Annotated in this window: 13 protein-coding genes and 1 pseudogene; 4 read left to right on the top strand and 10 right to left on the bottom strand. The window is 44.6% G+C overall.

Annotated features, from left to right (window positions below; genetic code table 11):
- The first annotated feature begins 67 nt into the window (after window positions 1–67).
- Window positions 68–1,144 carry a 3-phosphoserine/phosphohydroxythreonine transaminase gene (serC, locus tag EE116_RS00550; RefSeq protein ID WP_122872781.1) on the top strand — a complete coding sequence of 359 codons (1,077 nt, stop codon included), beginning with the start codon at window positions 68–70 and terminating at the stop codon, window positions 1,142–1,144.
- A gap of 184 nt (window positions 1,145–1,328) precedes the next feature.
- Here serC and EE116_RS00545 read toward each other — a convergent pair whose 3' ends face one another.
- From EE116_RS00545 to EE116_RS00505, 10 genes and pseudogenes are all read right to left on the bottom strand, one after another.
- Window positions 1,329–1,529: a hypothetical protein gene (locus tag EE116_RS00545; protein ID WP_122872780.1), complete on the bottom strand. Its 201-nt coding sequence runs from the start codon at window positions 1,527–1,529 to the stop codon at window positions 1,329–1,331.
- A gap of 56 nt (window positions 1,530–1,585) precedes the next feature.
- Entirely contained in the window at window positions 1,586–2,818 is a 1,233-nt protein-coding gene (locus EE116_RS00540) for a DUF2920 family protein (RefSeq protein ID WP_122872779.1), read from the bottom strand.
- A complete protein-coding gene (locus EE116_RS12545; protein ID WP_206159252.1) occupies window positions 2,805–4,091 on the bottom strand; it encodes a DUF2920 family protein in 1,287 nt (428 codons plus the stop codon). Before EE116_RS12545 ends, EE116_RS00540 begins: the two co-directional genes overlap by 14 nt.
- An 18-nt stretch (window positions 4,092–4,109) precedes the next feature.
- Window positions 4,110–5,339, bottom strand: a pseudogene (locus EE116_RS12540) (DUF2920 family protein); the annotation flags it as partial.
- 170 nt (window positions 5,340–5,509) lie between these two features.
- Window positions 5,510–6,472 (bottom strand): beta-ketoacyl-ACP synthase III, encoded by a 963-nt coding sequence (locus EE116_RS00530; RefSeq protein ID WP_122872777.1) that lies wholly within the window; start codon window positions 6,470–6,472, stop codon window positions 5,510–5,512.
- A 19-nt stretch (window positions 6,473–6,491) separates the two neighbouring features.
- On the bottom strand, window positions 6,492–7,481 hold the full coding sequence (plsX, locus tag EE116_RS00525) for a phosphate acyltransferase PlsX (protein ID WP_002952384.1): 990 nt from the start codon (window positions 7,479–7,481) through the stop codon (window positions 6,492–6,494).
- Window positions 7,482–7,486: 5 nt separating this feature from the next.
- Entirely contained in the window at window positions 7,487–7,633 is a 147-nt protein-coding gene (gene rpmF / locus EE116_RS00520) for a 50S ribosomal protein L32 (RefSeq protein ID WP_002943740.1), read from the bottom strand.
- A gap of 11 nt (window positions 7,634–7,644) precedes the next feature.
- Complete coding sequence (locus EE116_RS00515; protein WP_122872776.1) at window positions 7,645–8,001, bottom strand: YceD family protein; 357 nt, start codon at window positions 7,999–8,001, stop codon at window positions 7,645–7,647.
- Between the two features lie 14 nt (window positions 8,002–8,015).
- Window positions 8,016–8,429, bottom strand: coding sequence for a nucleoside-diphosphate kinase (ndk, locus tag EE116_RS00510; protein ID WP_002952387.1), 414 nt, complete (start codon window positions 8,427–8,429; stop codon window positions 8,016–8,018).
- Window positions 8,430–8,524: 95 nt separating this feature from the next.
- Window positions 8,525–8,809 carry a DUF362 domain-containing protein gene (locus EE116_RS00505; protein ID WP_002952388.1) on the bottom strand — a complete coding sequence of 95 codons (285 nt, stop codon included), beginning with the start codon at window positions 8,807–8,809 and terminating at the stop codon, window positions 8,525–8,527.
- 165 nt (window positions 8,810–8,974) lie between these two features.
- Between EE116_RS00505 and EE116_RS00500 the strand changes: the two genes are divergently transcribed.
- From EE116_RS00500 to EE116_RS00490, 3 genes are all read left to right on the top strand, one after another.
- Complete coding sequence (locus EE116_RS00500) at window positions 8,975–9,574, top strand: peroxiredoxin (protein WP_122863178.1); 600 nt, start codon at window positions 8,975–8,977, stop codon at window positions 9,572–9,574.
- Between the two features lie 165 nt (window positions 9,575–9,739).
- Window positions 9,740–10,462 carry a PilZ domain-containing protein gene (locus tag EE116_RS00495; RefSeq protein WP_122872775.1) on the top strand — a complete coding sequence of 241 codons (723 nt, stop codon included), beginning with the start codon at window positions 9,740–9,742 and terminating at the stop codon, window positions 10,460–10,462.
- A gap of 139 nt (window positions 10,463–10,601) precedes the next feature.
- Entirely contained in the window at window positions 10,602–12,905 is a 2,304-nt protein-coding gene (locus tag EE116_RS00490; protein WP_122872774.1) for an ATP-binding protein, read from the top strand.
- Window positions 12,906–13,199: the final 294 nt, after the last annotated feature.

Genomic DNA, 13,199 nt, shown 5'->3' with positions numbered 1-13,199 from the left:
TTGCGACGCGAAATAATTTTTTAACGCAAATAACGCTAAAATCAGCTCAAATTTGAAAGGAGTTTGGATGAATAGAAAGCTAAATTTTAGCGCGGGACCTTCGGCTCTGCCTCTTAGCGTGCTTGAGCGAGCGCAAAACGAGCTCACGGACTATCAGGGCAAGGGCTTTTCGATAATGGAAATCAGCCACCGAAGCAAGATTTTTGAAGAGGTGCACTACGGCGCGATGGCGAAGGCGCGCGATCTATACGGCATCGGCGAGGAATTTGACGTGCTATTTTTGCAAGGCGGCGCGCATTTGCAGTTTGCGATGATACCGCTAAATTTAGCCGCCAAAGGCGTCGCGCAGTATGCCGACACGGGCGTCTGGACTAGCAAGGCGATCAAAGAGGCCGCAAACGTCGGTGTATCCTATGAAGTAGTCGCTAGTAGCAAGGAAACCTCCTACGACCGCATCCCTGAGGTTAAATTTAGTGATGACGCCGCATACGGCTACCTCTGCACAAACAACACAATCTACGGCACGCAGTACCGCGCGCTACCTCACTCCAAAGCCCCGCTGGTAGTCGACGCGTCGAGCGATTTTTTCTCGCGGCCGATTGATTTCACGGACGTGGGGCTGCTATACGGCGGCGCGCAGAAAAATGCCGGCCCAAGCGGCGTAACCGTCGTCGTCATCCGCAAAGATATGCTGGAGCGAGCCTGCATGGAGCGCACTCCGACGATGCTTCGCTACGACACGCACGCGTCGGCCTCGTCGCTATACAACACGCCTCCGACATTTGGCATATATCTGCTAAATTTGACGCTGGGCTGGGTACAAGAGCAGGGCGGTCTAGCGGCGATAAATGAGATCAATGAGCAAAAGGCGGCCCTGCTTTACGGCGCGATCGACGGCTCGGGTGGCTTTTACAAAGGTCACGCGCAAAAAGATAGCCGCTCGCTGATGAACGTTAGCTTTACCATCGCAAACCGCGAGCTGGAGGCGGCCTTTATCTCCGAGTCCGAAAGTGCGGGCATGCTGGGTCTAAAAGGGCACCGTCATGTAGGCGGCATCAGAGCCTCTATCTACAACGCCGTGAGTATCGAAAACGTGCGGACTTTGGCTGAGTTTATGAAAGAATTTGCAAGGAAAAACGGGTAAATCAGGGTAAATTTGACGGGGCGCGCCGCGCGAGTTTGGCTTTACTTCGGGTAAATTTAAGCCCGAGGCTAAACTGGGCGGTACAATAAATTTTGCTTTTTACCGAAATTTAAGCGGCTTGGCTTTGGGGCGGTCGCTTAAATTTTCTTTGGTTTTACGGCGAGCTAATCTTAAATTTGCCGAGCTAAATTTGGCTTGTGCTCGTCGTTAGGTTTAGAGCGATGCGCAAACGATATGCAGATACCAAAAGACGACTGGAAGCGTAAGATGAGGCGGTTTTTAGTTTAGAGTAAATTAGGCTTAAGCTTTTTGTTAAATTTTCATATAAATTTGCTTTTAGTTCGCCGCGCTGCTTTTTGTGTTTTAAATTTATATCGTTTCTCAAATTTGCCGCTAAACCTGCCCCTCCTTTTTTCAGTAAATGCAAATTTATAAATAAAATTATCTTTTTATCTCCAAATTTATCTTACCGTTTGCCTCTGAAAATTTATATTCCAGCTCGTCCGAGCGATAGGCTATGCTTTTGTTTTTGCAAATTTGCTTCTTGCGGGACGCTATCTTTTTTAGCATCGGCGGCAACTCCTTAGCGATCAAAAGCTTGATAGACATATCCAAGCCGTGCGTTAGCTTTTTGAGAAACCTGCCGTCAAGCTCGCTCTCGTCTTTTATCATATGCAAGGTCGCATCAAAGCCGAGTTTTTGCAGTTCCTCGTAGAGCTGTGCCTTTTCCTCGGGCGGCGCGCAGTGGTCGTTTACGGCGCATTGGTAGCCGACGTAGATAGGCTTTGGATACTCGCTTTGGACTTTCAGATGTGCGACGTCTAGGGCGTTTCGTATATCTTCGCGCGCCTGCGAGAAATATCGAGGCGAGGATTTATCCAGTAGCGTCCACATCGTTTTGGTAAAGACGTAAATTTTGATATTTTTAAAATATATATCGGTCGAGTATTCGCGAAATTTGAGATAATCCGCCTCTTTGCCTAGGCCTATGAGCTCCCAGTTTAGCTTCGCGTAGCTGCTGTTGTCGATGAGGCCGTCCACGAGCCACGGCACAAATTTGGCTGCTAAGGCGTTTATGTATGCGCCGTGCGAACTGCCGACTAGGACAACTGGCAGCTCGTCTATATCGGTTACGGATTTAAACGGCGGATTTGCCTTGATGAAAAGCGCGGCATTTATCACGTCTTGAGCTTGCATAACGCCGAAATTTTGATACTCGTTTTTGGTCGGTTGCAGCGTTACGGATATTTCTAATTTAAAATCACTCGGCAAACCGCCGCTTGATTTTACCTTGTCTAGATAGGCATCTAGCACTGAGAGTTCGCCGTAGCTGATATCGTTTGGGATTTCTATACCGATTTTCGAGCATTTGTTTTTAAGGATGATTTTGTCTAAATCGTTTAAAAAATAGGTTGCCCCCGTTTGCGGTCTGTTGCCGATACAGTGGTAGTTCGGACTCGCTACTGCTACGTTAAATTCGCTAGCTACGAACTGCGCTAAATGCTCTCTATAGTTTTCGTTCGCATCGCCGCCAAGCCCAGGCACTATGAAAACTAGGGCTCTAACGGGCTTTTCGTCGTTGTAGCAGAGCTTAAACTCAAGTAGCGAATCTCGCTTTATGCCAAGCTCTACGTCGTCGCAGGATGGGATCTCGTATGTTTTATTTATTATCATGATTTTTTTGCGGTAGATTTTGTTTTTTTATCTCTAAATTTATCTTGTCGTTCGCTTCAAAAAATTTATATTCTAAATCGTCTGAAACGTAACTTATGCTTTTATCCTCGCAAGGCTGTTTCGGTCGAGCTGTGATTTTAGCTAGCATCGGCGGTAGCTCTTTTGAGATTAGCGTTTTTATCGACATATCTAAACCGTGCGTTAGCGTTTTGATAAATTTACCGTCAAGCTGACTTTCATTTTCTATTATATTTAGAGTAGCGTCGTAGCCTAAATTTTTCAGTTCGTCGTAGAGTCGTTGTTTTTCGCTAGCCGGAGCGTAAAAATCGTCATAAGCGTAATGATAGCTCGTGTAAATTTGCTTTTTGTAGCCGCTTTGGACTTTGAGGTGTTGCGGCAAAAGAATTTCTCTTATATATTTTCTTGATTTAGAAAAATAAGCCGGCGAAGCCTTGTCTAGCGTCCAATGCGTCTTGTCGAATAAATAAAGCTCGATATTGTGATAGCATTCGCTGGTGTAACCGCTGTAATATTTCATGTAATCTATCTCTTTGCCAAAGCCGATAAAAGGCCAGTGCGCTAGCGCGTAGCTACTATTATCTATGACGCCGTCTATGAGCCATGGGGCGATTTTGGCGGCCATATGCGATAGATAGCCTCCGTGCGAGCTACCTATCATGACGACTGGTAGGTCGTTTATGTCGGTTGCGCACTCAAAAGGAGCGTTGGCTTTTACGAAAAGTAGCGCATTGATCAAATCCTGCGCCTGCATAATGCCGAAATTTTGGTATTCGTTTTTGGTCGGTTGAAGGGAAATTGATAGTTTAAGCGACAAGTCTTGAGGTGCTGTCTTATCGCGTTTTCTTGCGTCTATTAGATTGTCGATATCAAGCAGGGTTTGCATATCGATTACGCTTAAATTTTCCGGGAGCTCTATGCCGCACCTGGCGCATTCTTTTTTTAATATCGATCTATCTAAATCGTCAAAAAATATCGTCGCTCCTGTTTGCGGTCTATCGCCGATACAGTGGTAGTTTACGCCTACTACGGCTACGCCAAATTCGCTCGCGACAAACTGCGCTAAGTGCTCACGGTAGTTGCTGTCCGCGTCTCCTCCGTAGCCAGGTATTATAAAAACTATTGACGAGACCGGCTTTTTGGTATCAAAGCAAAGGTTAAACTCTAGCAAGCTTTCGCGCTTTATATTAAGCTCGGTATCGTCGCAGGAGTGGATTTTATACGTTTTTTTAACTACCGTGCCGTTTTGCCATATTTTTGAAACTTGTAGATTGATTTTGTCGTTTGCTTCAAAAAACTTATATTCTAAATTTTCCGAGATATAGGTTATGCTTTTATCCTCGCAAGGTTGTTTTTGGCGAGTTGCTATCTTGGCTAACATCGGCGGAAGTTCTTTTGAGATCAGCGTTTTGATGGACATATCAAAGCCGTGAGTTAACGATTTGATAAATTTGCCGTCAAGCTCGCTTTCGTCCTTTATTATTTTTAACGTCGCGTCTATGCCGCATGCGTTAAATTTGCTATAAAGTTCTGATTTATCAGCGATAGGAGCGATGTCGTCTCCGGCATAGTGATAGCTTAGATAAATCGGATTTGGATATTTGCTTTGGGTTTTTACGTGGTCTAAATTTAAAATATAACGTATCTTTTCGTGCGCTGGCATAAATCTCTTATCGGAGCCATCTTTTAAGGTCCAAAGCGTCTTGTCGGAGATGAAAAAATTTATATGTTTAAAAAGCATATCGTTCGATGAGCAGCAGTGATTCATATAGTCAAGCTCCTTACCAAATCCCACGATCCTAAGCGGATATTTGGCATAACTGCTGTTATCGATGACGCCGTCTATGAGCCACGGAGCGATCTTAGCGGCCATATGCGATAGGTAACCTCCATGCGAGCTGCCGATCATGACGACTGGTAGTTCGTTTAAATTTTTAATCGCTTTAAACGGCGCATTTACCTTTATAAAAAGTAGGGCGTTTATCAAATCCTGCGCCTGCATAATGCCGAAATTTTGGTATTCGTCTTTTGCCGGATCAATCGTAAGGGATAAATTTAAAACAAAATCTTTTGGAAATGCTCCGCTATTTTTATTGTTGTCTATATAGTTACTAACCGCAGACAAGACGCCGTTTAGCTTATCTAAATTTTTTAGCGAGCTCAGATCGCCGCCTAGTTGCAGGTTTATTTCTCGGCATTTTTCTCTTAAAATTTCTTGATCAAATTCGTCCATATAGTATCTAGCACCCGCAACTAATCTGTTGTAGATATGGTGATAATCTACATTGATCACGGCTACGTTAAATTCTCTCGCCGTAAATTCGGCTAGGTGGTCTCTATATGCTTTATCGACGTCGCCGCCGCATCCAGGCACTATAAAAACTATGGCGTTAACCGGCTTATCGTCATCGTAGCACAGTTTGAAGTTTAATTTCGTAGAGCGTTTAACGCCCAGCTCCATATCGTCGCAAGAGTTGATTTCGTAGATTTTACTGACTACCATTTTTTGCCTTCCGTGATTTTTTGTATTATACCTCTGCCGAGCTAAATTTAGCTTTTTTGGTCGGGTGTAATCGGTCGATCGTAAGCTATGCGGTGGTTATACTAAGGATTGTAGAATCGGTTTTTGGTTTTGATAAATTTAAGCGCAAGATTTAAATTTTAACTGCGAGATTAAAAATTATTTGCAGTTTCGCCGCCAAATTTCAGTAGCGCCGAACCCCAAGTAAAGCCGCCGCCGAATGCGTCCAGTAAAAGCAAATCGCCTTTTTTGAGCCTGCCCGCTTCGTATGCGTCATTCATCGCCATAGGTATAGAGGCTGAGCTTGTGTTGCCGTATTTTCCGACGGTTACGACACACTGTTCGTTTGTAAAATTTAAGCGCTGCTTGACCGCCTCGATGATGCGTAAATTTGCCTGATGAGGTATAAAAAGATCGATTTTATCGCTTGAAATTTGATTTTTTTCTAGGATATCTACGACGTCTTTGGTTAGCGTCTGGACTGCGATTTTAAAGACTTCGTTGCCCGACATCTTGATAAATTTCTCTTCGCCACCTGGAGTTATGAGCAGGTTTGCGTAGTTGCCATCGGCTGCGGTATGAACGTCAATGATCTCGTTTTCTTCGGCTGCGCTTACGACTGCTGCACCCGCTCCGTCGCCAAATAGTATGCAAGTCGTTCTGTCCGTCCAGTCGACGATCTTGCTTAGTTTTTCGGCTCCGATTATCAATACGTTTTTTTTGCTTCCGCTTTTAATCAGTGATTTTGCAAGCTCAAGCAGGTAAATAAAGCCCGTGCATGCCGCGCTTATATCAAATGCCGTAATGGTATTTATGCCTAAATTTTTAGCGATTTTACACGCCGTTGAGGGCATACAAAAGTGATCTGGCGAGATGGTTGCGCAGATAACCGCATCGATATCTTTTGCCGCCAAATTTGCTCTTTCAAGCGCTATTTTTGCCGCTTTCGTGCCAAGCTCGCTCGTGTCTTCGTCTTGCGCTATATGCCTTTGGCTGATACCTGTACGCTTAACTATCCACTCGTCGTTGGTTTCCACCATTTTTTCAAGGTCGAAATTTGTTAAAATTTTAGGTGGAGCGTATGCGGCTATGGATATTAGCGAGGCTTTTGGCATTAAATTTTTCTTTGTAATTTCATTTTGCGAAGTGCGAAAGCTCGTCTTCGATGACTTTGTTTATATCGGAGTTTGCGAATTTTAGAGCTTGAAATATCGCGTTTTTGATAGCTTTCGGTGTGCTTTTACCGTGGCTTATTATGACGCAGCCGTTCACGCCAAGTAGCGGCGCGCCGCCGTATTCGTCGTAATCAACTTGCTGTTTTAGAGTTTTAAAAACTTTTTTCATGAGAAGCGAACCGGCTATGGCGACCGGGGATTTTTTAACATGTTTTTTGATGATTTTAGTTATCGCGTCAGCTACGCCTTCGCTTGTTTTTAGTAGGATATTTCCGACAAATCCATCGCAAATAACGACATCGACGCTTCCATCAAAAACCTGATTTCCTTCGGCATTGCCTACGAAGCTATCGAGTTTTGAGATCATTTCAAAAGCTTCTTTAGTCGCCTCGTTGCCTTTGCTACTTTCTTCACCGTTAGACAAAAGTCCTAGTTTGGGGGATTTTATTTTTAAAATCTCTTTTGCGTAGGCTTCGCCCATTATCGCAAATTGAAATAGATGCTCCGGCCTACAGTCCACGTTTGCGCCGACGTCCAAAACTAGCGTGTTGCCGCCGGTTACGTTTGGCATTAGCGTCGCTATCGCCGGGCGCGAGACGTTTTTAAGCCGTCCGACTCGAAGCGTGGCAAGACTCATCGTAGCTCCGCTGTGTCCTGCCGAAACTACGGCCATAGTTTGTTTATTTTTAAGTAGCTCGATAGCCTTAAAAATACTGCTTTCTTTTCGCTTTAACGCATCGGTGGCGCCGTCGCTCATAGAAACGACCTCGTCGGCTTGAATAAATTTTACGTATTGTTTTAAATTTTGCGGAACGAGGCTTTCTAAAATTTTCGTATCGCCTACCAAAACGGCTTCAAATTTTACTTCTTTTAAAGCCTCGATCACGCCGCCAATAATAGGTTGCGGACCGAAGTCGCCGCCCATCGCGTCAATGCATATGCTGGTCATTTGTGTCAATACTCTCCGGTAGTTTTATTTACGCGGTGAGGCATTTTCCATGAGCCGTCTTTATCTTTTACGGGAACGGGAAGCGTTACTTTATAGTGCGTTCTTCTCTTTGCCGCGCGAGTATGACTTACTCTTCGTTTAGGTACTGCCATTTTATTCTCCTTTATAGATTTTTACATTTTTCACAATAAAAATAATCGCTCTTAAAAGCTTCTATTTCGCTTGTTAATACTTCTTCTAAATTTATGAAGCCGTCGAAAAACTCTACTACATCGTCGAGATTTTCTTCTTTATCTTTATAAATTCCGTCGCTTAATATCAAATTTACATCTTCATCAAGCTTTAAATTTATATCTTCGCCGCATCGGTCGCAGTTGTGAGCTATCTTGCCTGCGATTTTGCCTTTACAGCTAACTAAATTTTGATTTATTCTTTTTAGATCGCCGTTAAAATTTACTCCGTCCAAATTTAACTCGAACGGCATTTGGTTATTTACGATTTTGGCGAAAGATATTTTCAAAATTTAACCTAAATTTAGCAAATTTCTCTTGTTGCAAAGAAAAATGCGATCTCGTTTTTAGCGTTTTCTAGGCTGTCGCTACCGTGAACGGCATTTGCGTCGATGCTCTCTGCAAAGTCGGCTCTGATAGTGCCAGGTTTTGCTTCTTTTGGATTTGTTGCGCCCATTAGATCGCGATTTTTAGCTACCGCATCGTCGCCCTCAAGAACCATAACTACGACCGGTCCGCTTACCATAAAATCAACCAAATCGTTGAAGAAAGGTCTGTCTTTGTGAACTGCATAGAAAGCTTTTGCGTCGCATGTGCTTAGTTTGACTTTTTTCATAGCGGCGATTCTTAGTCCGTTACTTTCGAATCTATCCACGATTTTTCCGATAACGCCCTTTTTTACGGCATCAGGCTTAATAATAGAAAGCGTTTGTTGCATAAAATTTCCTTTTTGTGGTTTTTATAAGGCGGTGATTATATCAAAAAAAAATTAAATTTCAAAATAAGCCCCGCAAAAGGGCTTAGATGCGGAGTTTACGAGATGACGGCAGTTTCGCCCGTTCTCATATCAGCAGTTATCTCGGCGCGAGAAGGCTGTCCTGCAAAAGGAGCGTCCCAAACGATGCAACCGTCGGTCGGACAGGCTGAGGCGCATGCCGGCTCGTCGTTATAGCCTACGCACTCGACGCATTTATCCGCATAGACGTAGTATGCGTCCTCGCCGGTCGGGTTATCCGCGTCGTCTACGATAGCGCTCGTCGGGCACTCGTCGATGCATGAGCCGCAGCTGATGCAAATATCTGTTATTTTTACTGCCATTTTTTATCCTTTTTGGTCAAAATTTTCGCAAGAATATCAAAAACTAAGTAAATTTGATATTAAATTTTTGCGTTAAATTTTAAAACGAAAACGTTAAATTTTTAGCTCTTTTTAATCTTTAGATGATATAATTTCGCTACAAATAAAAATTATTAAGGAGAAAAAATGTTAGTAACAAAAAAAGCACCTGATTTTACAGCTGCAGCAGTTTTAGGAAGCAATCAAATCGTAAATGATTTCAACCTATATAAAAATATCGGCGAGAAGGGCGCGGTAGTATTTTTCTACCCTATGGACTTTACATTCGTTTGCCCTAGTGAGATCATCGCGTTTGATAAAAGATACGATGAATTTAAAGCTCGCGGTATCGAAGTTATCGGCGTTTCAACAGATAACCAATTCTCTCACTTCGCGTGGAAAGAAACTCCGGTAAACAAAGGCGGCATCGGCCAAGTTCGTTACCCGCTAGTAGCTGACATGACGAAGTCTATCGCTCGCGGCTTTGACGTACTTCTAGAAGACGCTGGCGTCGCGCTTCGCGGCTCATTCCTGCTAGACAAAGACGGCACCGTTCGCCATGCGGTCATCAACGACCTTCCGCTTGGAAGAAACATCGACGAGATGATCAGAATGGTAGATACTATGCTATTTACGAACGAGCACGGAGAGGTTTGCCCTGCTGGTTGGAACAAAGGCGATAAAGGCATGAAAGCCGATACTGCAGGCGTCGCAGACTACCTATCTCACAACGCAGATAAACTATAATCATCCAAATTTAAGGGCGAGCTCTCGCCCTTAGTGCTTCTTTTCTACATCTTTACATCAAAACGACATTAAGTTTAATACAAAATATCAGTACTTAAATGAAAAAATAAGGATTTTTTACTATAATCTAGTTTTAAACTTTATTCGGAAGGAATCATATTTCAGATGAACGGCACGTATAACGACAGCTCTTTTATGCGCGAGGACGCAGTGACCGTATTTGCCAGAGTACGAAACGATAACCGCCAGGTGCACTTTCTAAATCTTTACAACGGCGTAAAAGTCGAGTGCATGGGCGAAGTAGAGCATGTAGAAGACGATACGGTCGTCTGCAAGGTAACATTAGAGCAAATTTTGGCCATGAAAGAGGAACAAAACGCCTATATCGTACGCGATGAATATTTTTCCGAAAATTTAAGGGCGGATATCATCGGATTTGATCTTGCAAATTTGACCGTAACGTTACAAAATTTCACGTATATGCAAAATTTGCACGCGAATTTAAGAAAACACCAGCGCGTATATCCGGATCGTTACACCAAGGTGATCCTCACACAAAACGGTAGCGAAATACAGGGCAATCTATACGATATCTCAAGGGGAGGTCTAGGCGTCGTTAGCTTGGATGACGGCGGATTTAAAGAGGGCGAGCTTATAAATGCTAAATTTGAGCTATGCATACCGGACGAGGCGGGCGACTCTAATAAAAATATAAACATAAATACAGATCTAAAACTTGTCGCAGCGCTAAAATATAAGGGCGCGATGAGATACTGTTGTCAGCTAGCCGATAAAGACGGTGCAGGCGAAGATATAGCAAAATTTACTAAAAAACGCGTAAAAGAAACTCTCGAAGAGCTAAAAGAGCAGCTAAAAACTTACCAATAAATTTAACGCAAAATAAAAAGGCGAGCCCCGTGCTTGCTTTTTTAAATTTTACCCGTTTCGATTTCAAATTTACCCCGCAGCTTCACCCGAAATTTAAACAAAAATCAGTAAAATAGCCCAAAATCTACAAGGAAATTTTATGAAAACCATCCAAGAAAATTTAAAGCTATTTTACGTCGGTCTCAAAGACAAAGAGCCGTTTTTTTACAAAAACAAAGACCTCACGACTCACGCGGCCATCATCGGCATGACCGGTAGCGGTAAAACCGGCCTTGGTATCGGCATCCTAGAAGAAGCCTGCATCGACAATATCCCGACCTTTATAATCGACCCAAAGGGCGATATGACAAACCTTGCTTTGGCCTTCCCACAGATGCGCGCGCAGGATTTTGCGCCCTACGTCGATGAAAACGAGGCGCAAAACAAAGGCATGAGCACGGATGAATTTGCCGCGAGTGAAGCGCAGACGTGGGCAAAAGGCATCGAGGGTTCGTTCCAAAGCTTAGAGCGCGTGGGACTTTTTAAAGATAGCGCCGAGCTAAAAATTTACACGCCAAAGAGCAGTAGCGGCGTCGGCGTGGCGCTGCTCGGGGATTTTGCCCGTCCGAGTTTAGAGGTAGGCAGCGAGGAATTTAGCGAGTACGTCGGCTCTCTGGCTAGCTCGGTGCTATCACTCTTGGGTATAGAAAACGACGTAAATTCAAAAGAACACCTACTCATCTCAAACATTTTTATAGATAAATTTAGCCAGGGCGCGGACGTGAGCCTAGAGGAGCTCATCGGCTTTATCGCGACGCCTCCGTTTGCCAAGATTGGCGTATTTGACGTGGAGAAATTTTACCCAAGCTCCGAGCGCATGAAGCTAGCCGTCAAGATCAACACGCTGCTTGCAAGCCCCGATTTTCGCGCATGGCTAAGCGGCGAGCGACTCGACATCTCAAAGATGCTTTTTAACGCAAACGGCAAAGCAAAGTGCAATATCTTTACGATCTCGCACCTAAAAGACAGCGAGAGGATGTTTTTCGTGACGCTGCTATTAAACGAGATCATCGCGTGGATGCGCAAGACCGAGGGTACGAGCTCGCTTCGCGCCGTGCTTTATATGGACGAGATTTTCGGATTTTTCCCGCCAAACGGCAACCCGCCGTCTAAAACCCCGATGCTAACTCTACTCAAGCAAGCCCGCGCGCACGGCCTTGGCGTGATACTAAGCACCCAAAACCCGGTCGATCTAGACTATAAAGGCCTTAGCAACATCGGCACGTGGTTTATCGGGCGCCTGCAAACCGCGCAGGACAAAGCGCGCGTGATCGACGGTATGACGGGGCTTGCGGGCTCTGCGATGGATAAAGGCGAGATAGAAAATCTCATCTCAAATTTGCAAAAGCGCAATTTCCTCCTAAAAAACATCCACGAGGACGGACTATCCGTCATCTCGACGCGCTGGGCTCTGAGCTATTTAAAAGGACCGCTTAGTCGCGAGCAAATTTCAAATTTGATGAAAGAGCAAAAGAGCGGGTCAAATTTGAGCGGATCAAGCCTGGCAAAAAGCTTTGCCGCCAAACCGGTGCTATCGCCGGACATCGCTCAAATTTACGCCGCAAGCCCAAATTTGCAGGAGGGCGGCGAGCTGGAGGGGTATCTTTACAGCGAAGCCAAAGTGCGATTTTACGACGCTAAAAAGGGGCTTGACGAGGTTCGCGAGGTAAATTTCACGCTAAGGTTGGATGAAGCTCAAAAAAGCGCCGACTGGAGCGAGGCTAGCGAAAATATGCATTTTACCGCGGTTGCAGAGCCGAATTTCAAGCTCTCGTACGCGCCGCTGCCGGGCTTTGTCGCCGGAGCTAAAAATTTCAAAGATCTAACCAAAAATTTTAAAGAATTTATCTATAGAAACTATAAGCTTAGGCTCTTTAGCGCGCTAAATTTAAGCTCGGCGCCGGGTGAGAGTAAGGAGGAGTTTTACGTCCGTTTGGCCGATAAATGCAACGAAATTTTAGAGGCGCAAACGGCCAAGCTCACGGCGGAATTTGGCAAACAAAAAGCTCGCCTAGAGGAGAAACTAAACCGCTCGGTGGCAAAGCTGGAAAAAGAGCAGCGAGACTTTAAAAGTAAGGGCATCGAGACCGCGATCTCGGTGGGGGCTAGCATTTTGGGCGCGATTTTCGGCAAAGGGCTACTAAGTAGCGGCAACATCGGCAAGGTCGCGACCTCCGCGCGCTCGGCAAACAGCGTGCTAAAAGAGCGTAGCGACGTCAAACTAAGCGAGCAAGAAGTCGCCCAGCTAAACGCGCAGATCGAGGAGCTGATGGCGAAATTTGAAGAAGACGCCAGCGCGCTAAAAGCCAAAAACGACGTGCAAAACGTGGAGGTGACGGAGGTGGAGGTTAGTCCAAAGAGTAGCGATATATACGACGAAAAACTCTATCTTCTTTGGAAATAAATTTAACGGCTTGTCTCGCGAGCGCTTTTAAATGATTTCGTAAATTTCGCCCTGCGATAGGCTACATGCCTTATCTTGGGACGAAATTTACTTCAAAACATTTAAAATCATCTCACGATACTTCGCCTTATCGTTTTACGCTCAAATTTTGACATTAAATTTAAAAATTTGACTCGCCGAGACCCAAACCTTGAAAATGCAAATTTAAAACACGCGACGCGATAGCGTCAAATTTAACCTGCACGCAGTGCAGCAACTTCTCACGTGCAGTGGGGTTAGAGAGGGCTTGGGGGC

It is taken from the genome of Campylobacter showae (assembly GCF_900573985.1).
Classification (GTDB): domain Bacteria; phylum Campylobacterota; class Campylobacteria; order Campylobacterales; family Campylobacteraceae; genus Campylobacter_A; species Campylobacter_A showae_E.
Note: the sequence above shows the minus strand (reverse complement) of the source record. Positions and strands in the feature narration are given on the sequence as shown.